General features: G+C 49.9%; 17 protein-coding genes. 11 read left to right on the plus strand and 6 right to left on the minus strand.

Features of this window, described 5'->3' with window-relative positions:
* Positions 1–9 precede the first annotated feature (9 nt).
* Positions 10–1,509 carry a glycosyl hydrolase gene (locus WC959_03930; GenBank protein MFA5688280.1) on the plus strand — a complete coding sequence of 500 codons (1,500 nt, stop codon included), beginning with the start codon at positions 10–12 and terminating at the stop codon, positions 1,507–1,509.
* A gap of 46 nt (positions 1,510–1,555) precedes the next feature.
* Entirely contained in the window at positions 1,556–2,962 is a 1,407-nt protein-coding gene (locus WC959_03935) for an MFS transporter (GenBank protein ID MFA5688281.1), read from the plus strand.
* A 558-nt stretch (positions 2,963–3,520) separates the two neighbouring features.
* On the opposite strand, the gene WC959_03940 is transcribed toward WC959_03935, so the two are convergent.
* The 3 genes from WC959_03940 to WC959_03950 are packed head-to-tail and all read right to left on the minus strand — an operon-like array spanning position 3,521 to position 4,753.
* On the minus strand, positions 3,521–3,805 hold the full coding sequence (locus tag WC959_03940; GenBank protein ID MFA5688282.1) for a hypothetical protein: 285 nt from the start codon (positions 3,803–3,805) through the stop codon (positions 3,521–3,523).
* A gap of 57 nt (positions 3,806–3,862) precedes the next feature.
* Positions 3,863–4,084: a serine dehydratase beta chain gene (locus tag WC959_03945; protein ID MFA5688283.1), complete on the minus strand. Its 222-nt coding sequence runs from the start codon at positions 4,082–4,084 to the stop codon at positions 3,863–3,865.
* A gap of 36 nt (positions 4,085–4,120) precedes the next feature.
* Positions 4,121–4,753 carry a TetR/AcrR family transcriptional regulator gene (locus WC959_03950; GenBank protein MFA5688284.1) on the minus strand — a complete coding sequence of 211 codons (633 nt, stop codon included), beginning with the start codon at positions 4,751–4,753 and terminating at the stop codon, positions 4,121–4,123.
* A 513-nt stretch (positions 4,754–5,266) separates the two neighbouring features.
* Between WC959_03950 and WC959_03955 the strand changes: the two genes are divergently transcribed.
* The 8 genes from WC959_03955 to WC959_03990 all read left to right on the plus strand — a co-directional run bounded on the left by WC959_03955 (position 5,267) and on the right by WC959_03990 (position 18,546).
* Positions 5,267–8,941, plus strand: coding sequence for a LamG-like jellyroll fold domain-containing protein (locus WC959_03955; GenBank protein MFA5688285.1), 3,675 nt, complete (start codon positions 5,267–5,269; stop codon positions 8,939–8,941).
* A 13-nt stretch (positions 8,942–8,954) separates the two neighbouring features.
* The gene (locus WC959_03960) at positions 8,955–9,854 is read left to right on the plus strand and encodes a hypothetical protein (protein MFA5688286.1); all 900 of its coding nucleotides are present in this window, start codon (positions 8,955–8,957) and stop codon (positions 9,852–9,854) included.
* A gap of 30 nt (positions 9,855–9,884) precedes the next feature.
* Positions 9,885–11,168, plus strand: a complete 1,284-nt coding sequence (locus WC959_03965; GenBank protein ID MFA5688287.1) for an alpha-L-fucosidase — start codon at positions 9,885–9,887, stop codon at positions 11,166–11,168.
* 146 nt (positions 11,169–11,314) lie between these two features.
* A complete protein-coding gene (locus WC959_03970; GenBank protein ID MFA5688288.1) occupies positions 11,315–12,256 on the plus strand; it encodes a PEP-CTERM sorting domain-containing protein in 942 nt (313 codons plus the stop codon).
* A 447-nt stretch (positions 12,257–12,703) separates the two neighbouring features.
* Entirely contained in the window at positions 12,704–15,112 is a 2,409-nt protein-coding gene (locus WC959_03975; protein ID MFA5688289.1) for a hypothetical protein, read from the plus strand.
* A 29-nt stretch (positions 15,113–15,141) separates the two neighbouring features.
* Positions 15,142–16,488, plus strand: coding sequence for an MFS transporter (locus WC959_03980; GenBank protein MFA5688290.1), 1,347 nt, complete (start codon positions 15,142–15,144; stop codon positions 16,486–16,488).
* A 26-nt stretch (positions 16,489–16,514) separates the two neighbouring features.
* The gene (locus tag WC959_03985) at positions 16,515–17,738 is read left to right on the plus strand and encodes a Gfo/Idh/MocA family oxidoreductase (protein ID MFA5688291.1); all 1,224 of its coding nucleotides are present in this window, start codon (positions 16,515–16,517) and stop codon (positions 17,736–17,738) included.
* Positions 17,739–17,772: 34 nt separating this feature from the next.
* Positions 17,773–18,546, plus strand: a complete 774-nt coding sequence (locus WC959_03990; protein ID MFA5688292.1) for a sugar phosphate isomerase/epimerase family protein — start codon at positions 17,773–17,775, stop codon at positions 18,544–18,546.
* Positions 18,547–18,607: 61 nt separating this feature from the next.
* Here WC959_03990 and WC959_03995 read toward each other — a convergent pair whose 3' ends face one another.
* The gene (locus tag WC959_03995; GenBank protein MFA5688293.1) at positions 18,608–19,552 is read right to left on the minus strand and encodes a hypothetical protein; all 945 of its coding nucleotides are present in this window, start codon (positions 19,550–19,552) and stop codon (positions 18,608–18,610) included.
* Between the two features lie 127 nt (positions 19,553–19,679).
* Positions 19,680–20,777 (minus strand): glycoside hydrolase family 172 protein, encoded by a 1,098-nt coding sequence (locus tag WC959_04000; GenBank protein ID MFA5688294.1) that lies wholly within the window; start codon positions 20,775–20,777, stop codon positions 19,680–19,682.
* A gap of 102 nt (positions 20,778–20,879) precedes the next feature.
* Here WC959_04000 and WC959_04005 point away from each other — a divergent pair, with 102 nt between their 5' ends.
* Positions 20,880–21,668: an AraC family transcriptional regulator gene (locus WC959_04005; GenBank protein MFA5688295.1), complete on the plus strand. Its 789-nt coding sequence runs from the start codon at positions 20,880–20,882 to the stop codon at positions 21,666–21,668.
* A 184-nt stretch (positions 21,669–21,852) separates the two neighbouring features.
* Here WC959_04005 and WC959_04010 read toward each other — a convergent pair whose 3' ends face one another.
* Positions 21,853–22,332, minus strand: coding sequence for a uroporphyrinogen decarboxylase family protein (locus WC959_04010; GenBank protein MFA5688296.1), 480 nt, complete (start codon positions 22,330–22,332; stop codon positions 21,853–21,855).
* Between the last annotated feature and the right edge of the window lie 95 nt (positions 22,333–22,427).

The raw sequence follows: 22,427 nt of genomic DNA on the forward strand, positions 1-22,427 counted from the left end.
AAGGAAAAAATGATGAAGATGAGACCGGCAGTTAAAAAGGAGAAAATGATGCAATGGATTCTTATCCTGGGTCTGTTTTTCAATGCGAATGCAAAGAGTGTTGAACAGGTTGGGAATATACTGCTGAATTCGTCTGCTCAAACAGTAAATATGCCGTTATTCAATTGTTCACTGAACGGCGGAGGACGATACGGACTGGCTATTGACTGGGATGTGAAGTCTGCCGGAACAAATGCTTCGCTGACCGTGCGGCTGGTGCCGAACCGGGTAAGCCAAAATCACTGGACCAGAGTTTATAAACTGGATACGACCGGCGGGGCGAACCGGGTTGAAACCACATTTCTGCTGCCGGACGGAGAAATATATAAAGTTCGCGTACTCGCAGGAGGTGAATTAAACGCCGGCATTAAAAAAGCGGTTCTTTGTGAGCTTCCGCGACTGACCACAGACGAGCTGTATGGAACCAACCGGTTGGAAACGGTTGCCGATCCTTTATTTGAGCCGATTGCCATGTGCCATCACATTGACCGGCTTAATGCTCCTGCCGGTCGTCCCGCCGGCTGGGGTGCATTTACGGACAGTGAAGCAGATGAAGCACTGGATATTCTTGAGAGCAGTCCGACGCAGTGGGTGCGTATTACCATGGGCTGGGGCGAAATTGAACCGCAGAAGGGAAGTTATAATCAGCAGTATTTGGCGCGGCTTGAAAAAATTATGGACCGGCTGGATGCTGCCGGAATCCGGTATTATATACAAATTGGCGGTACCGCCGGATGGGCATCTTCCTCCACCGAAGCCCCGTTCTGGAATTATCCTCCGAAAGACCTGGTTGATTGGGAGAATATTGTGCGCTTTCTCGGAGAGCGTTACGGAAACCGCACCTGCTATTGGGAGATTTTAAATGAGCCGGACTGGCACTTCTGGAACGGGACCGTGGATGAATACGCCGAATCGCTGCGGCGGGCGACGGTAATTTTAAAAGAAATCAATCCGGAAATACAGATCCTTCATGGCGGGCTCTCCTCTGACGGTGTACTTGCCGGCCCGGGAATTGAACAGCAGTGGCTGCAGAAGATGTTTGATCGCGGCGCCGGAGAATATATCGATATTTTCAGCCAGCACATGTACACAGAAACGGTGGAAGACGCCATCTATCGAGTCAACCGGTTTTATAATGTCATGAAGAAAAACGGACACGGGCATAAACCTCTGTGGCTTACAGAAATAGGAATGAGCACTTTTTTAAAAAACGGCAGAGGCTATTCCGAGGATGCCCAGAAAAAATATCTGATCGATTTGTATTCTGTTCTGGTGCGGCACCCGAAAGTTGAGAAAATTTTCTGGTATAATCTGAGAAATAAGGGAACTGCACCGGATGATAAAGAGAGCAACTTCGGGATATTTCTAAACGATCTTTCTCCGCGCCCGGCCGGCAATGCATATCTTCAGCTTGAAAAGCCGGAGTTTCGGAAAATCAATCGCAGATTTTTAAGTATAGACGGGCTTTAAAAACGCGGAATTGACCCTGACAGAAAATTTGGGAATGAGGTGAAAAATGAATAAGACTGGATCGGGAGATAAAGTTTCTTTCTGGAGAAAAGTCGGGTACGGCTCCGGTATGCTTTCGTATAATATTCAGGCGAATACACTGTCACAGATGGCCAATCCTGTGTTCAACGACTGTCTCGGCGTTGACCCGCGCTGGATCGGAACAATTCTCGGCGTTTCACGAATATGGGATGCGGTGACCGATCCGATCATGGGGAATATTTCCGATAATACCCGGTCGCGCTGGGGGCGCCGGGTCCCGTGGATTACACTGTCAGCGCTCCTCTGCGGCATTTCATTCGCCGCAATCTGGTTGTTCCCCCGTGGAATGTCTGAAAGTTTTTATATTTTCTGGCTCCTGCTTTCATCGCTTATATTTTATGTCGGATTCACCGTTTTTTCTGTTCCGTATATTGCATTGGGAATGGAACTTTCGCCGGATTATCATGAACGTACCAGCGTGGTTGCATACCGTTCCGTGATGGCACAATTCGGCGGGTTTGTTGTTTCCAGTCTGTTCTGGGCAACGAGTCTGACGCGCTGGGCGGATCGCGCGGAAGGAATGCAGTATGTCGGCATCGCGGTCGGCATATTGGTTTTTCTAATCACATTAATTCCGGCACTCACATCCCGCGAACATCCTTCCTTGATAGCGGTGGGGAAAAAACAGAATAAAACATCAATTGCACTCAGTGTAAAAGAAACGATGCGGCACGTTCCGTTTCTTCTGCTGATCGGCGTGACAGTATTTATGCTGATGGGACTGACGATGGTCAATCATCTCGGTTATTATGTCGGCGTATACCATGTTTTCGGCGGCAACAAAGGCATTGAATCCGGGCGTGCACTCGCCTTTATGGGCTATGGATATCAGATCGGAACCATTGCCGCAATTCCGGTGCTGACTTGGATCTCCAAGCGGATTGGTAAGCGTGCCACCATGCTCGGCGCAATGATTTTGGCGTTCTTCGGCACGCTGTCAAAATGGTTCTGCTTTTCGCCGGCGAATCCGCATTTAATTTTCATTCCGTCGCTCGTTATGGCCGCCGGCATGGCCGGTGTGTGGACGCTGATTAACGCGATGCTTCCTGATGTGGTTGATCTGGATGAACTGAAAACCGGAACGCGCCGCGAAGGTATGTTCAGTGCAATCTACAGCTGGACATTTAAAATGGGCGTTGCGCTCGCGCTGGTTCTGTCCGGCTTTATTTTAAAATGGTCAGGCTTCAACGCTGCGCTCGGCGCACAGCAGACACCGGCGGCAATTTTAACCATGCGGATTCTGTTTACTGCCGTTCCGGCGCTTGTCATCGTCGTTGGATTCATTCTGATGCGTCTCTATCCGTTGACTGAAAAGCGCGCTTACGAAATCCGGAAAGGACTTGAAGCCCGCCGGAATACAGCCGGCGTATAATAATAAACAGTCGCCGCTGAAAAAGGCGGTTTTCAGGCGGCGACATATTGCCGAACGCCTCCTCAAAACGCGCCCAGTCCACCGTCTGACTCAGGCGCACTAGCGCATGGTGCGGATCAACGATGCAAACCAGTTCCATACGGAACAGATTGCCCTGCGGGGTATGAGCAATTTTAGCAGCTTTCATGGGAGAATAATTGCAAGGTTTTTATCACAAAGCCATAAAACCCTGGCAGAAACTTCCACTAAAAAAACAACATCACCCTTGAGAACATTGCATCAAGTCAATTTTTCAGCGTCGACTATTTAGTAAAATTTCCGATCAGCCCGGCTGTCATCAATGCTTTCAGTATTTCTGAATTGTCGCACCGGAATTCTTCTTTTAAATAATACAGTACTGCTGGGAGTACACCCAGGTCGGTGCAGTGATAATAATTCCGCCGGCGGCATTTTCTTCGGGTACCGCGTGTGCGTAGGCTGATAAAAACGCGGTACGGCGGTTGAAATGTCCGCTCAGTTTTGCTTTTCGGAAAAGGGCTGGGGCTTTGCGTGCGACATTTAATCCGCCGGGCAGAACATCGTCAAAATGGAGCCGTGTTCTATACTTTGGTTCATCGCGGTGTAAACATTCGTGATGAACGGCATTAAATCCAGCTCGATTTCCAGCACATATTCCCAGAGAGCCTTTCCGCTTCGTTTTAAATAGGCACGGGTTTCATCAAATGTGATGAACGGATAAATATGTTTTTCCTGCGCGGCGTGTTGTTCATCAGTAATTTTTCCGTCGTCGACACTATAGGCAGTCCATTCACTTTCGACACCCGGCAGCCCGCACCGCTTCAAATTTCATTCCGTTCGGATGAAACGGCGGCACAACTTCCGGTTTTTAGATAATTTTTATTAAATGATCAGCAAAGGCTGCTTCAGCGTGGCGTCCGGCGGATGTCCGCGCCCGGTACTCGCCAGACTGCCGTAAAGGGTAATCCGGTAGCGTGCGGCGGACGGATGTTTTCCCAGAAATGTTGAGGCCGCAATGCGCGGTCCCATCGTGTGACTGCTGGACGGTCCGGTGCCGGTACGATAAAGCTCACACAACGATTCCATGCCGACCATGTATCGCATCAACGAATCGATGTAATCAAAAATATAACTATACGGTTAGTTCTTGCCATCCGGTATTATACCGTTGATTAAAAGCTGAATCACAGTTTTCTTAGCGCGGTTTAATATTTTCGGATCATGCAGATCAATCCGCAGTGCGTGGGAAAGGGTATACCGATTGGAACAATACACCATACAGTTGCCGATCAAACTTATTAGTAAAAACTTTGGGTCGACATCTTTTCTGACGGTTCCGTTTTTTTTGCTGATGGTGATCGCCTCTACCAGCAGATTCAGCATGGGATCTTTATTTAACGGCACCGCCATACTGTCGAGATGTCCACCGCGGTTCAGATTTTCCCAGAGAAGCAGATGAACGAATTCAGGATTATCCTGAAGGAATGAAAAGTATGCTGAAACAATGCCGCCGATAATTTTTTCAATCGGTTCTTCCGGATGCAATGTCTGGATTTCAAGCGCTTCAAGTTTGCCGTATACCGTGGCCAGCGCCGTTTGAAACAGCGTTTCTTTGTTGCCGAAATAGTGATACACCATGCGTTTATTTACCTTAACAGCATCAACAATTTCGTCCACGCTGGCCCCGGCAAATCCTTTTTTTGCGAAAACCCGGATCGCTTCATTCAAAATACGTTTTCGGCTCTGTTCACCCTTGGCTGTAAAAATTTTCATATTCAAATGAGATTACAATGAGAGTGATAGAAAACAAGACAGATTTAAAATCCGTTGCCTAGTTTTTAAGGTAGATCACACAGTGTAGTCTCACTTCTTTCAGTGAGCCCTTCAGTAACCGAAGTGTCATTGAAAGGAGATCAAAGATAGCATGCATGGAAACATACAAGAAGTCTGATAATGTTTTGTGCCAGAATGGCAGGGCGTCGACTGGCGTTTTGTACAACCCACTGGATGAACGGCAGGTTGTAACTCCAACCGGATACCTGAGTTTATAATCTGCCTCGACAACGAGAAAATAAAAGTTACCGTTCGGTTACAAAAGTTTACAATCTGCCTTGACAATGAGAAAATAAAAGTTACCATTCAGTTACAAAAATAAATAACCATCAATAAAAACAAAAGGAAGAGACATTGGCATGGGGTAGAGAAAATATATCACACAGAGGAACACGCAAGTTTTTGAGAATTACTCGGAAGCAAAGTGATTAAGCTGACTCGGAAAGTAGAATAATGAAAAATATGAGATTCTTTCTATGTTTATTACTGTTGCCGACTGAATTTGTATTATCGTTCCAGCTCGCATTCGACAGCGAATACCGGATCACCCTGTATAAAGGCACGAATGCCACCGGGCCGGATGTGATTGCATTATGGCAGTTTATGCCCGGCAAAGAAACGCAGGATTCGTCCGGCAACGGACACACGCTCACGCTTCAGGGTGCAGGAAAATTTTCTTCTAATGGAAAATTCGGATCGTGTCTAGAAGGTTTTTCGGGGCAGGGACGCTGCGGCGCCACGGCGGGCTATCATGCTTCCTTATCACCAGTCGGTGCGTTTACCATTGAGCTGCTGATTAATCCCAAGCCGGAGCTTGCAGAAACGAAAAGCGCCTATCTGATTGATAAAATGGCGATCACAGGCCAGCATGTTCAGGAAAGCATGCGCGATTATATGATTCGCCTCGACCAGAAAGGCACGGAGCACATGATCACGGTGTATCTGGGATTCGGTGACACCGGCGGGGTTTCAATGTACCGGTCGAAAGCCGTCGCATTCACTCCCGGGAAATGGTATCATATCGCATTCGTATATGACGGAAACGGATACGGCCGGATTTGTGTGAATAATAAAATTGTCGGCGAAGAAACTCATGCGGGCAGAGAGGAAATTACACCGGGCGGACGCGTTGTTGCAATCGGAGAACGGGGAGTTGCGGGTTATGCGGCGTTTCCCGGATATATTGATCAGGTGAGAATATTAAACCGCGCGGTTCCTTTTGGAGAGACAGAGCTTATCGCTCTGCCGGCGATAGGATCAAAAGAATGGATTGATATCTACATTGATCTATCCGGCGGTGCGCTTACTGATTGGACGTACAACCGGGTGGCATGTCCGAACCCAAAGTGCGAACAATATAATCAGGCGATTCAATATAATGCGCAGGGTACCCGTCCAAAGGATTTGGATGTCTGGTCGCTATCGGAACCCGATATTTTCACCTGTCCAACCTGCAAAAAAAGTTTTCCGGGCAAAGAGTTTCCGAACACCGGGCAGTTAATTGTGCGCGGGAAAAAGATGGAATTTCATCAAAGTGCGGACGGTAAACGGTTTTTCCTCACACCGCGTCTGCGTTATTATAAATCGCTGCACGCATTATACACCGCCAGAGATCTGGCGCCGCTGGCGGAAACCCGTAACGATCCGAAACTGGCGCGCAGCACACTGGATATTTTATTGGCGTACGCCCAGATGTATCAGAATAATATTTTCCGTACCGGACGCCATATCGCCGGCGATAAATATTACGGGGAGTATTATTCCAATGAACTTTCGGACGACGATGCGCTCACGTACGTTACCGGCTGGCCGAATCCGGCCAATTGGGGGAAACTGGGACATTTCGGCGATTACGCCTGGCCGAGCCGGATGTGTGAGACGTTTGAAAAACTTCAGGCGACCGGCGTTGTCACCGAAGAAGACCGGATAGCATATAAAAAATTCATTGAGCACATGCTGAATTACGCCACGTTTGCTTATTATAAACAGTCCGGTGGCTTGGGAAATCCATCCATTCAATGCCGTGCAGATATTTTTAAAGCGGTGCAAACTTTTCCTGATTTGGAACTGCACGATTTTGTGTATGAACGCGATTTCGGTCAGGAGCGGGTGCTGCGCGGCGCCGATGCGATTCACGAAATTTTTGAAGGTGTCGACGGTATGTTCGGCCTGTTCGGCCGGTATTTTTATCCCGACGGGCTGATGCATGAACGCGCGCCGGCGTATCAGGAAATGATTCTTTCACACCTGCGCAAGCTGATTCCCGAGATTACCGGTTATACGGATCCGGCGGGGTATACACCGTCCGATCCGGAATGGACGCGGTTTGAAAACCTGAACTTCGGCACGGAAGCGTTCGTGCAGCGGTGTATGACGGCGCCGTATGATCTGAGTCTGCCGAACGGAAAAGTGATGCCGCTCGGAGATACATATCATGACACGCTGGATGGGATCGTTGAGGGGGAAAGCACGGTGCATCCCAGCTGGGGGGTCGGCATACTGCGCGCCGGAACCGGCACGAATACAATTCTAACCGCGCTGAACTGGGGCAGCACCGGCGACGGCCATTCGCATAACGACATGCTCAACATTATTTTCTGGAATGAAAATCAGCTCCTCATGACGGATTTAGGCTATGTGATCGACCGTCAGGATATCAGAGAAACCTGGTGGCGGGCGACGGCGGCAGCGCACAACACCGTGGTGGTTGATGCGGTGAATCATCCGCGCATTGATTCTATGGGCGACCCCATTGTCTGGGCGGAGACTCCGCAATTTTCCACCGTGCAGGCGCGGTCAAGACACACCTATCCTGATAATCAGGATTTCCGGCGCACACTCGTGCTGGTCGGTTCAACAGAAAATCCGCAGCAGCCGCGCTATGCGGTGGATGTGTTCCACGTCGCCGGCGGGAAAATGCACGACTATTTTCTGCATGCCCAGTCCGGAATTTTTGAACCAGTGGAATCTTTTTTCACCGAAAATCTGACGCTGGCGCCACTGTCCAACCAAACCAGAACGCTGCGGGATATGACGACCGGTGCGAGTTCGGAAAAGTCCACCGGATATGAGCACATCACCGCCCTGAAAACCGCCAGGGTTGAAAACAAAAAAGTGTGGAATGCCGTGTGGGATCTCGGCGGCGAGCAGAACAAAAAACTGAAAGTTTTCCGGCTGCCGGAAGATTCAGAAACAGTGTGGGTCGGGCTGGCGCCGGGACACCGGTATGAGAAGACCAATTCATCGCCGGATCTGGAACGGAAAATGCACAAATTAGTTTCACGGAGAACGGGAACGGCACCGCTGCAGAGTATATTCACCAGTGTGATTGAAGGCTACAGCGGGAATGCCGGACGTGTCCGCCAGGCGCAGCGGCTGACGGTTAAAGGCAATAACTCACCGGCGGCGGTGGAAGTCGAAACGGATCGGGGCTTTGATATTATTATGGCCGCCACAGCTCCCGGAAAAATGACGATTGAGAACCGGCAGATAACCGTGGACGGGCAGGTCGCAGTCATTTCATACGATGCCAACCGGATTCCGCGCGCCATGATGATGGTCGACGGTTCGCAGATTCAGGCGGGAACCGCGGTGGTGAATGCAACGGAAGCAACGCTGGCGGGGACGGTCACCGCTCATCCCGGCGGTGTGAACGTTGATCTGCGTGAAGAACAGATGGCCAGCATTGTGGTGGATTTTGAAGTGCCGTCGGCAGCGGTCGGACGGACGTTGTTCATGAACCATGCCGTCGGAAACCGCACCGTGTGGACGATTAAAAAAGTGGACGCGCTGGGGAACGGCGCAACCCGCCTGACGCTTAATCTGCCGGCGCGGCATCAGATCAAGATATTGCAAAATGCAGAAGAGAACGGCACCGCGATTTATCCGATGGTGCTTGATATTGCGCATAAAGACCGGTTTTTCGAGCCGGGTCTGTGGTGTCTGTTCGGCGACCGGTGGACGCAGGTGAAAACGGTTACAGATAACGGCGACACGCAAAAAATTACATTCACGGTGCCGGTGGCAAATATCCGCCAATATTTTGGCCGGACATATGCGGTGAGCCATATCGGCCCCGGCGACAGCGTCAGCATCCCGGGAATCACTTATTGGATAAGCGAAGAGTAGAAAGGAAAATAAAATGGAAAAAGCAATTCTAAAATCAATTGTTCCGGTTGTTACTGTAATAGCATTTACCGCGCAGGCGGTGGATTATGTCTGGAATGGCAGTGTCGATAATAATTGGAAGAATGCCGCTAACTGGGAGGAAAAATCAATTCCGGCGGTGGATGAAAACGGTGCGGTGTTTAATTCCGCCAATACCATTCGGATTCAGGCGGGTAAACATCAGCCAACCAAAAATGTGCCCTCATTTGCCGGTGGCAGCAATGTTACGCAGACGGCGCCGGTGTTCATCATAGAAAACGGTGCATCGTTAGATATAAACGCGTTTTCGTCCGATCCGTTTATCGGTGCGCAAAATATTACCGGCGTGACGGTGGAATCCGGCGGTTCGCTGGCGTGGAGTGCCAGCTCGTCCATTACGTTCGGGCGCAACAGCGGTGTTCAAACCTATAATATTCGCGGAACATTCACGCTCACAGCGCCGCGGATTAATTTCGGCTACGCCGCCGGCCGCCTTTCGCAGATTAATCTGGACGGGGGTACACTGGAGCTCAATACAGTAAACATCTATGCCAGCCGGTCCGGATATACCAACGAGCAGGCCGCCATCAACAAAGTTATCCTCACCAACGGTGCTAAATTTATTACCACGGGAATTTTCCGGGTGATCGGCGAGAACGAACTGATTCTTGGCAATAAGGCGCATCAGGCGCTGGTTTTTGATATTCAGGATGCCGCCAGCAGTGTCACATTTAAACTCTCCGGCAATTCGGTGCGGGACTTTTGCCATATCAGTGCGGTCGAAGGAGCGCTCAGCAAATTCTTTATCAGCTCAACTCTTGGCAATGAGGCGCTGGTTGTAACAGAGAACAGAACGGATCGCACCGTAACCATCACGGCATCCGGAGCTAAATAACCAACAAAAATAAACAGAAAAGAAAACATTATGGGAAAGTATAAAAAAGGTGACAGCCGGTGGTTCACCGAAGCCCGGTTCGGTATGTTTATTCACTGGGGACTTTATGCGCTGCCGGCGCGAGGCGAGTGGATTCTTAAACGTGAACTGATTCCGGCTGAGCACTATCAGGTCTATTTTGATCTGTTTAATCCCGATCTGTTTGATCCCAAAGCCTGGGCCAAAGCGACGCGTGAAGCGGGCATGAAATATTTTGTGATTACAGCCAAACATCACGAAGGATTTTGTCTGTGGGATTCAAAATACACCGATTACAAAGTAACGAACACGCCGGCCGGCCGCGATCTGCTGCGCGAAGTGGTGGACGCATTCCGGGCAGAGGGATTGCGGATCGGACTCTATTATTCACTGATCGACTGGCATCATCCGGACTTTACTATCGATCCGGTACATCCGCTGTGGGATCATCCCGACCGCGAAAAGCTCAATAGAGGCCGCGACATGAAACGGTACACGGAATATATGCGCAATCAGGTGACTGAACTGCTGACGGAATACGGGGAAGTTGACATCCTGTGGTTTGACTATTCTTATCCTGACCGCGGGAAAGGCCGCAATGAGTGGGAATCTGAAAAACTGATCCAGCTGATTCGCAAACTCCAGCCTGATGTGCTGATCGACAACCGGATCGACCTGCCTGAAGCCGGTGACATCACAACGCCTGAGCAGTATACGCCGGACGCACCGATGCGCGACAAAGACGGCAATCCGGCGCTGTGGGAAGGGTGCCAGACCTTTTCGGGATCCTGGGGATACCACCGCGATGAAACCAGCTGGAAGACACCGAAGATGTGTATTGAAATGCTGGTCAATCATGTGTCACGCAACGGAAACCTGCTGATGAATGTCGGCCCGACCGCGCGCGGTTATATTGACGACCGGGCGTTAAACTGTCTGAACGGATTCGCCGAATGGATGCGTTTTAATTCCCGTGCAATTTACGGCTGCGGTGCCGCGCCGGAAGAATATCAGGCGCCGCTTGACTGCCGTTACACATGGAACCCGGTGACCCGCCGGCTTTATCTGCATCTTTTCGCCTGGCCGTTCAAACACATCCACCTGCCCGGACTGGCGGGAAAAGTGCGCTATGCACAACTGCTGGCGGACGGCAGTGAGATCTGTTTCAAAAAGGAAAGCAAAGAGGTGCATTATAACTGCAACATCAGCATGATCGAAGGCGCTTTAACGCTGCTGCTGCCGGTGTCGCTGCCCACCGGCGGTGAAGTTCCGGTCATTGAACTGATTATGAATTAAAGAGTATAAAAATTAACGGAAAGAATTTTTAGATAAAAATGATCAGTGAGGTGCTGGTCAGGACACAGAATCTGTCTCCGAAAAAATAAGTATACAGGACAGATTCCAGTGTAAGCGAGAGGGGAAATAAGGAGAAGGAGGACAAGATGAAGAGAGCGATTACAAGTATAATAGTGACGGTGTCATTGCTGGCATCGGGCCTACATGCCGCAGAATATATCTGGAACGGCAGTGTTAACGGCGACTGGGCCGACATAAATAACTGGGAAGCGAGTGGAATCCCCGTGACGGATGCAAACGGCTCTGTTATCAACGCCGCCAATACGATTCGAATTAAAACCGGAAATTTTGCCCCCACAATCAATGTTCCCACATTTGCCAGCAGTCACAATGTCAATTTGACTACACCGATATTCATCATTGAGGGCGGGGCATCACTAAGCATGGCTTCGTATGATGCCAACTCTTACATTGGCGCGACCGATATGACCGCTGTGACGGTGGAACCCGGTGGTTCATTAATGTGGACAGTAGCTACGTCGCTTACCTTCGGGCGAAATGCCGGTGTGCAAACATATAATATCAACGGGACATTCACAGTGTCTACTCCTCGGTTGAATTTAGGATATCAGGTCGGAGCTCTTTCACATATAAATTTAGACGGGGGAACATTTATATCAACCGGCACCGAAATTTACACAACCAGAAGCACGTTTGCTTCAGCCGGAGATTTTAACCGGATTACTCTTGATAACGGATCTCAGTTTATTAACCAGGGAATATTCCGCATGGCAGGAGAAGCGGAAGGGGCTTATCAAACCGTGCAATTTGATATAAAAGACACAGCCAGCAGTATCACATTTAAACTGTCAAAAAATGCAGTGAGAGACTTTGCTACTTATGCTTCTGTAACAAACAGCTTCGGTGAATTCTTTATCAGTTCAACGCTGGGGAATGACGCATTGCGTGCCATTGATAATGGTGATGACACCGTGACCGTCATCGCAGTTCCTGAGCCGGGAACGATTTCAATATTCCTGATTTCAGGGATGACACTGATGATCTATCGCCGGCGTATTCATCATTAACAAAAACAGATATAAAAAATCCGCCGGACGGTCGATATTCGATCGTCCGGTGCGGTGTTGGTTTTGGAAATCCGCAGTTTCGGTATTATAGTAAATGCGTTTAATATGGTTACGGTTTAAAAATTACCGCGAATATAAACAGATAGAAATAGATTTTTTATAGAAGGTAACAAAGGTGAACAATGCAGAAAATCGTTATTGAACTTTGCGAATTTTGTGATTTTTTGATAACGTACAAACCTCGGCAACGACGCACTGTATGTTATTGATAATGGTGATGACACCGTAACAATTCGTGCGATTCCTGAGCCTGTAACGAGCGGACTGATGCTGGTGGCGGGCATATACTGTATGCTGTGGCGCCGGCGGATTCATTGTTCATAAAAACAATTACGAAAAAACCTGCCGGCCGGCGGCTGCAGTAAATTTTGAGGAAAAAATTGATCCATGTTATGTAAAGAAACTGCGGCATTTCGCTGGGCCAAACCGGTTTGGCCGGCAGGGCTGAACACAGAAATGAATCTAATGGCCGGGTTCCGGGCGGTGTTCACTGCGCCGGCACAGACGCCGGTGGTACTTCGGCAGGCGGCGTATTCATTTTACCGGTTGCGCGTTAACGGGGAATTCGTTGGTTGCGGCCCGGCGCGCGGGCCGCTGGGTGAACACCGTGTGGATCAATACGATCTTTCCGCCTGGCTCAGGCCGGGCAGAAATGTCGTCTCTATCGAGGTCTCCGGTTATAATATAAACGGCAACAGTATTATTGATCAGCCGTCATTTTTGCAGGCGGAAATCGCGGCGGAAAATGAATTGCTGGCTGCGACCGGCAGGCGCGGAGCACAAGCCTTTGCGGCAACGGTGATTAAGGAGCGGAAACAAAAGGTTCAGCGCTACAGTTATATGCGGGCATTCATTGAAGAGTACGCGTTTTCACCGGGCTGGAACAGCTGGATGAGTTTGCCGGAGGCACCGTTCGCTGAAGTTGAGCTGGATGAGTTTCCTGAATTTCACTGGCTGCCGCGCCACGTGCCGTATTTTGATTTTTATACAACGCCGGCGAAGCGGCTGCATTCGAAAGGGCGCTTTATTCAGAATGTATGCCGTGAATCGCTGTGGAAAGACCGCAGTCTGACGGGCATCGGCCCGAACTATAAAGGTTTTTCTGAAAGCGAGCTGGACTCGGTGCTTTCCACCGAAATGCAACAGACGGAAATCGTCGCGACAGAAAGCACCGGACAGGCGGTTCCGCCGGAGAGCCGGTTTACTCTTGCCGCCGGCGAGTTTCTACAGTTCGATTTCGGGCGGAATCTCACCGGGTTTCCTTTTTTTACATTCACCTGCCGCGAGACCGCCCGGATTTTTCTGGTGTTCGATGAAACCCTGATTGACAGTGCGATTCAATTCAACCGCGGCGGTTGTGTTAATGTGATTTCCTATACGCTGGCGCCGGGCGTTTACACACTGGAATCGTTCGAGCCGTATACGATGCGTTATGTAAAACTTATGGTGCTGCAGGGCGCGGGCGCGGTGGGAAACATCTGCATCCGGTCGTTTGAAAACACGGACACACGGCGGGCGGTGTTTCAGGCTTCGGATAAACGGCTGGAACAGCTGTTTGAAGCGGGCAGAAACACATTTGCGCAAAATGCCACCGATGTTTTCATGGATTGCCCGTCCCGCGAGCGCGCTGCGTATTTGTGTGATTCGTTTTTCACAGCACGTTCGGCGCTGGCGCTTTCCGGCGATACACGCGTTGAAAAAGTGTTTTTTGAAAATTACAGCCGGCCGGAACATTTCCGTTATATGCCCGCCGGCATGCTGCCGATGAGTTATCCGGGAGATCATTATCCGCGCGCAGAACAGGACCGTTACGGCCGGTTTATCCCGAACTGGGCGATGTGGTTTGTAATTGAACTCCGGGAATATTTTCTGCGTAGCGGCGATGCGCCGCTGATCGACGAATTAAAACCGAAAGTGTTCAGCCTCCTCGATTATTTTACACCGTTTGAAAATGCCGACGGCCTGCTGGAAAAACTGGACGGGTGGGTTTTTGTTGAATGGTCAATGGCAAATAAATTTACACAGGACGTTAATTATCCGAGTAATATGCTGTACGCCGGCATGCTGGATGCGGTGGCGGAATTATACAATCTGCCGGAATTCAGCGGGAAAGCGGAGTTAATTCGCGAAACAATCCGGCAGCAGTCGTTTGACGGGGAGTTTTTTGTCGACAACGCGGTGCGCAACGAAAATGGTGTGCTTGAGGTTTCCCGGAACCGGACGGAAGTCTGCCAGTATTTTGCGTTTTTCTTCGGCGTTGCAACACGGCAGAGCCATCCGGAATTATGGGCGCGACTGCGGGATCAGTTCGGGCCGGACCGGGCGCAGGCCGGTGCGTTTAATGAAGTTCATCCCGCCAATGCGTTTATCGGAAATATGCTGCGGCTGGAACTGCTGTCGGACGCGGGACTCAGCCGCCAGATTCTTAACGAAGCGGTGGAATATCTGATGTATATGGCGGAGCGCACCGGCACGCTGTGGGAAATGGTGGATGACAAGGCCAGCCTGTGTCACGGTTTTGCCTCGCATATTACGGTGATTCTGCTGCGGGATATTCTGGGTGTGTATAAGATTGATCCGGTTCGCAAAATGGTTTCGCTGCGGTTTGTTGACACCGGTTTAGAATGGTGCCGGGCATCCATTCCGGTTGGCGATGCCACCGTTGTTTTACAATGGACACTGGAGAACGGGCAGATTATTTATGAGGCGGATCTGCCGGCCGGTTTCAGTATTGAAATGTTACCTCATGAAATGTCGCTGCCGGCCGTGCAGAAATGTGCCGGTAGTGAAAACTGAATCAGCAATTATTCAAGGAGCAGAACGTGATGTTTAAACGCAGAGAGAAAAAACTGCAGCTTTCCCCGGATCAGGAGGATTTGTGCGGACATATTACGGATAAGAATATTTTAAACCGGGACCGGATTAAATTCGGGATCGCCTCGATTATGTATCAAAGTGAGGAGAGCGCGTTTGGCCCGGTTCATAATGTGATTATCCGCGCAATGGGCGGGACGGATATCGCGCAGGGAATTTTGTTTGCCGGCATGAGCCAGTCGCAATCCGTTACGCAGTGGATCGGTTCGCTGCTGCTGCGGTTCTACGGATCAAACCGGAAGGCGATGAATATCTCGCTGCTCGGCGGTGCAATTGCCAGTGCGCTGCTGGCGGTGACGATGGTGCTGGCGAATATTCTGCCGGCGTACATGGGCGTGTATCTGGTACTCTATATTGCGTTTGTGTTCGGACTTTCCGGCACCACCGGCATGCAGTTGAATGTGGAAACCAACTGGATCGGCGATTTAACACCGACCCGTCTGCGCGGCTGGTTTACCAGCATGAAGTGGATTATTGCCGTCCTCGGCGGAATGATCATGCTGGTGTTTTTTGGACGGATTGCTGATTGGCGTCCCGGATTTTTAACCTATATGTTCCTTTTCATTTACATGACCATCACGACGCTCATCGCGATGTTCCTGATGTCCACCGTGACTGACCGGAAGCCGAAGACGACGGTGTTTTTCGGTAAAAAAGATAACCCGGATCGCGTGAATTACCGCAATCCTTATTTGTGGCGCTACATCTGGTTTTTCCTGTGCTGGTCAGGCGGGCGAACCATGTTCTGGAGTTTTACTACGTTGTATATGATCGACTATTTTGGCATGACTCTCAGCAAGATTGTGCCCGTTCTGCTGATCTCCAATGTCGTCAGCATTGTGATGCTGTATTTGATGGGAAATCTGACGGACAAAATCGGAACGCGCAAACCGTTGATGATCATTTCCGGCAGCGTCGCCTGTTCCATGCTGCTCTGGCTCGTATCCGCCTGGGCCGGATTGGCTGCCATTATTGTCTTCCAGGTGATCAACGGCGCGGCGGGACATACGCACTCGATGCTCAGTATTAATTTCGGCCTGGAAGTGCTGCCGGAAAAAGGCCGCGCGGCCTATTTCGCCTTCGCCCGCATTTTAATCGGCGCGGGAATTATGCTGTTCGTATCGCTCGGTGGATGTGTGATGCATTCACTGCGCGGCTGGGAAACCACATTGTTCGGCAGCGTGGTTAATCATTATCACCTGTACTTTCTCGGCTGTGCGGTGTTTTCTTTCAGCAGTGTAATTCCGCTGATGCTGAGCAAACCGGCGAACAAGATCGATGACTGTCAACCGGCCTGATTGCGGTTATAGAAAAGAGCAGTGCAATGTATAAAGCGGCCATCATTGGAATCTCCGGCTACGGCAACGTTCATTACACCGAATTAAAACGCGAAGCGGAAAACGGCGCGGCGGTGATCGCCGCCGCCGCCGTGATTAATCAGGACGAAGAAAAGGAAAAGTGCGACTGGCTGCGCAGCCAAGGCGCGGAATTATTCACCGATTATCATGAAATGCTGAACCGCTTCCGCGATCAGATTGATATTTGTTTTATTCCCACCGGCATTGCACTGCACGCTGAAATGAGCATCGCCGCCATGCGCGCCGGCGCGAATGTGTATGTTGAAAAACCCATTGCGGCCACCATTCAGGAAGTGCGGGAAATTCAACAGGTTTCGCGGGAAACCGGAAAATTTGTGGCGGTGGGATATCAGTTTATTTATCAACCGGGTATTCATCAGATAAAACAACTGCTGCTCGACGGTGTACTCGGCGAATTAAAAAGTTTCAAAGGCCGCGCAACAACACTGCGCAACAGTGCGTATTATGCGCGCAACCACTGGGCGGGAAAATTGAAAGCAAACGGACGGTGGGTGCTGGACAGTCCGTTTAATAATGCCCATGCACATTATCTGCATCTGCTTTGCTTTTTCGCCGGAAAAGAATTTGGAAACGCTGCGGAAATTAAAACGGTGCAGGCGGAACTGTATAAAGCGAACGCGATTGAAAATGCCGACACCGCCTGTATGCGCATTGAAACTGCCGGCGGTGCGCCGATCTGTTTCTATTCCACTCAGGCGTGTTCCGTCAGCCGTCTGCCGGATTTGATGATCACGGGAGAAAAAGGGCGGCTGATCCTGGATATTGCCAGCCCGGAAGCGGTGATTGAACTGAATGACGGAACCGTACGTACGCTGCCGCGCACACCGGTTAAAGAGCATTATCGTCATTTGTTTGATGCCCTGTGCCGGCGGCTGGCGGATCCAGCGGCGTTTATCTGCGATCTGGATATTGCCGTCTCGCAAACGCTGTGTTGCAACGGTGCGCATGAATCGTCGGCGGTTCATGCGATTCCGTCGCAGTATAAATCGAAAAAAAAAGAAGAATCCGGCGCGATGCATATTGAAATTGAAAATATCGAGCAGATCATCGACCGGGCATTCGACGAAGAAAAACTGTTCAGTGAGCTGGATGTCGACTGGGCGCAGCCCGGAATCCGCGTACCGATGACCGGCTATGAACAATTCACCGGCGGTAACACCGGCGAATAAAAAATTTATGCAACTTTGCACAGGATGACTGACAATGATTAAGCCGGGAATGTGTTCCGTTACGTTTCGCGACAGGACGGTGGAAGAGGTTATTCAACTGACTGCAGAGGCCGGCCTTGCCGGCATTGAGTGGGGCGGAGACCGGCATGTTCCCATCAGCGATATTCAGCAAGCTGTACAGATTGGAAAATTGACACGTGAAGCCGGCCTGACGGTGGCCGGATACGGATCGTATTATTCCGCCTTTGATCTTCCGGACACTCCGCCGGCGGAGTGTGAACCGGTAGTAAAAACTGCCGCCGCTCTCGGCTCACCGTCGATTCGTATCTGGGCCGGGTCGTTGAAAATGAAAAAAACAAAAGCATATTTCGACACCGTGGTTCAGCAGAGCCGGCGGATCGCCGATGTTGCGCAGGCCGCCGGTATAAAAGTCGGATTCGAATTTCACCCCGGAACGTTCACTGAAACAATCGAAGGGACGGTGGAATTGCTGGACGCGGCGATGCATCCGAATCTGTATGTCTACTGGCAGCCGCGGCATGCGGATAATCTTGCAGAACGGCGGCGGCAGATTGAGATATTGAAAAGCAAAGGCCGGCTTTTAAACCTGCACGTTTATCATTGGGATAATCCGCCGGAATACAGCCGTTTCCCGCTGGAATCCGGCGAAGCCTTCTGGCCGGCCTGCTTTCAGGCGGCTGACGAACCGGGCACAGAACGTTTTGCATTTATTGAATTTGTACGCAACGATGATGTCGGTCAGTTCCGGAGCGATGCTGCTGTCCTTAAAAAATGGCTCAACAATTGAAACGGAATTTTAAAAAAAAGGAGCCTAACGCCTCCTTTCCGATAAACCCGGTTGAGTTTGATTATTTGCGAATTCTAGCAGCAAGTGACACCGCTGAACCGACCAGAAACAGCGTGACAGAACCCGGTTCAGGAATCGCACCGACTGTTACAGTTCCGTCACCATTATCTGTAACAAATAACGCATCATTGCCCAGTGTTGAACTGATAAAGAATTTTCCGAGACTGTCTTCTACAGCCTGCAGATTATGAAAATCTCTGGTCGAATTTGACGTCGCAAGTTTGAATGTTATACGGCTGGCAGTGTCCAGAATATCAAACACCAGCGATTGGTCATATCCGCCTTCGTTTTCACCGATTTGCCGGATGGTTCCGTTCAGAATCACCTGAGATCCGTTATTAAGAATAATTTCGTTCAGTTCCGTCTGTACGGTTGAAAAAGCTGTTCTGGTCGCGTAAATATCACTCGCATTAATCATTAATGTACCGCCATCCAGATTCATACGGATAAGGTATCCAGCCATATATCCAAGGTTGAAACGTGGCGCTGTCACCGTGAATGTTCCATTGATATTATACGTCTGGACTCCACTGTTGCGCGCTAATGAAATGACACTGCCCGCGCTCCACGTTAAAGAACCGCCCGATCCAATTGTTACAGCGGTCGCATTTTGTGCGCCGACATCAAGTCCGGCGGTAGCTGAATTCATGCTTAACGATGCGCCGCCGTCAATGATGAACAACGGTGTGGTCAGATTTACATTCATGCCGCTGGCCATCGCCGGAACATTAATCGCCGGCATATAGGTTCCGGCTGTAATCCGGATTGTATTCGTCGAACTATAAACTGCACCGTCTGTATTCACGGCAGGAATGATATTCCCTTCCCAGTTCGCAGCGTTATTCCAATCGGCATCAACCGCGTCGTTCCAGATATACACTGCGGCATGTAATCCCGATGCCAGCAATGACACCGCTGCGATTATTCCTGTAATCGTCTTTTTCATCCTTTCTCCTTTTCTTTATTTTGCCTGTTTGCTTACGCCAGAAACTGTTTTGTATTATTCACTTTTTTCAGAACAGGTCCCGTATCCCGGCCGGCGCCTCACTGGCCGTTTTATCCAATCGCGTCCTTTAAATTATTTCCAGATACTCAAGTTCGGGCAGTTGTGGAAACGGCTGTGCCGGCTGGTGCTGATACCAGAATGCCACCGAGCAGATATCCGGCTGTTCCGGCAGATAACGCCGGCCGTCGCGCCAGCCGAGCGCCTGAATTGTCACCCGGATATCATTTTTGAAACGCACCGGATCCATGACGTGCCAGCGATACATCGCGTGGCGGTGCTGCGACTGATACAACCCGTTCGGGCGAAGCACCTGATGGTGTCCCATAAACGGAGTGGAATAAATCTGATATTCTCCCACATCCCAGTTATAGGAACCGCCGAAATAATCCTCAGTGCCGGTGCCGCAGATGGTCGGGAATTCCTGATCGCCGTCCAGATAAAACTTGATTTCGCCTTCACCCCACCAGCCGTTATTATTAATGCCCCAGCCCATGACGGTGCCGACATAATGTCCTTGCCCTTTAACACCGTCGAGAATCGTGTAGACATCTTTATACGGCAGCGGATTGACACGCCGGAATTGCGCATGAAAATATGCGGCGTCCGCCGGAACGTCGGTCAAGGTATAATTGATCTGATAAAATGAGATCGCCGGTGCAACCGGATGAATGTTTTCCAGTGTAATACGGCAATGTTTACGGAACGGCATTTCCCAGAAACAGTTCATTCCATTGCGGGGATTAACGGCCACCGGCAGGGAGTTCAGCGCCGGAAAATAATCCATGGTATGCGGATTATTCTGCTTATGCCACGGGATTCCGAAAAAGTCGCAAACCGGACATTCCACCGCCGGCAGTTCCTGTCCGTCCCAGTAAATCCGCAAAATCATGTGCCGTCCCATTTCGCCGGTCACCCACATACTCTGAATGGCTCCCGGACCTTCAATATCGGCGGCAACATACGTTTCACCGGGTTCGATGGTGTCGTAGGCGTGACATTTCCAGCCGAGCCCCAGATCGCGGGACGGAAAATCCGGCCGCGCCGGGTCCATGCCTCCCGCGCCTTTCGCTCCGGTGCGGTTTTCCGCTGAAATCGATCTGGTTTCCGCATTCGACACACGCGACAGTGCCCCCAAAGACATATTCAATCCGTTAAAATTTTCCATGCACGTTTCCTTTCATTGCCTGTCATATTATATTGTAAAGCAGTCTTTTAAATGGCATAACCGATTGAAAATTTGGCATTTATTATGATTCCGTTTAAACACATGAAGTACATCGAACAGCGGTTTGAAACAGAGCTGCATATTTCCGGCGTCGGAGTGCGCGAACCAATGAAGCCGCGCATCATCAACCGTCCCAACGGCACGCGTGACCGGATGCTGATGTATTTTTACAATCCCGTTGTCATCAAAATCCAGGATCAGATGATTTCATGTCCGGCAGGAACTCTGTTTCTCTGGCCGGATCAGGCCAGTCATTATTACGGCAGCAATGACGCCGAATTCACACACAGCTGGATGCATTTTCACGGCACCGTGGCCGATGAACTGATCGCCGAAACCGGATTTCCGGAAAATACACCGTGGGTTTTGAACAACGCCGAAGTATTGGAAAAACGTCTGTACGATCTTTGGCTTGAACTGACCGCTGGCCATTCGGCACAAATCATCAGGCTTTTATTTGAATTGCTGATCCGTGAAACCGCTCGTGAATATTGCTCGAAAACAGTCGCGATACCGGATCAGATACGAACCGTTAAAACATATCTGGACAACCATCCGAACCGGCGGCTCTACCTGCCGCAGCTGGCGCAAATGAGCGGGTATTCAGTGCCGCATTTCAGCGCCTTGTTCCGCAAATATTACGGGACATCACCGCTGGCGTACCAGAACCGGCTGCGGTTAGAACATGCCGCACATTTGTTGACGAATCATAACCAACGGATTTCGGAAATCGCTGCAGAAGCGGGATATGACGATATTTATCAGTTTTCACGTGCATTCCGGAAGCATTTTAAAATCAGTCCCAGCGGAATGCGATTTCATGCGAAATAACTTCAACTGGATTTATATTGCTTAATTAAAATTTTGAGACTGAAAGATGATAACCGTTTATCATTATTCATCTATAGCCGACATCAATTGAAACAATTAAAAGGCGCGAATCACCAGATGCAGCCGTGCACCTTAATTTGCATGCCTGCCGGCAGCGACGCGACACACCAATTTTAATTCACGGTTATAAACCTCTGGCGGCATACAAAGCTAAGATATTTTCAACGGGAACATCGCCTTCAAAATTCTGGCTCGGTCCGAGAATATATCCGCCATTGCGATTGAGCACCTCAATAAAATGTTCGGCTTCCGCGCGAACTTCCTCCGGAGTCCCATGAGGAAGGAGTTTTTGTGTATCAATTCCGCCGTGGAAGCAAAGTTTATCGCCGAAGTCTCTTTTTAACCCTTCCGGTTCCATGTTGGTAACTTTCTGAATCGGATCAAGAACATCGACGCCGCACTCAATAAAATATGGAATGATACTACGGATCACATCGCATGAATGCTGAACATAAAAGATGTTGTGTTGATGGCACAAATTTGGGTATTTGTGCAGGAAAGAGAAAAAACCGCCATGTTCTTTATAGTGTTTCGAGCATGGGAATCGCAACTGAACAGATACGTAAACGTGCCATCGCTGCATGCCTGAAGCATCAGGGCACATTGCGGCGCATCAATCGTGAATTGCTCTAGAAAAATAAATATTCTCTGCGGCGGGACGGTAAACAATTGACATTCGTAAACAATCGGTTACTTTCT

Source organism: Kiritimatiellales bacterium, from assembly GCA_041656295.1.
Classification (GTDB): Bacteria; Verrucomicrobiota; Kiritimatiellia; order Kiritimatiellales; family Tichowtungiaceae; genus Tichowtungia.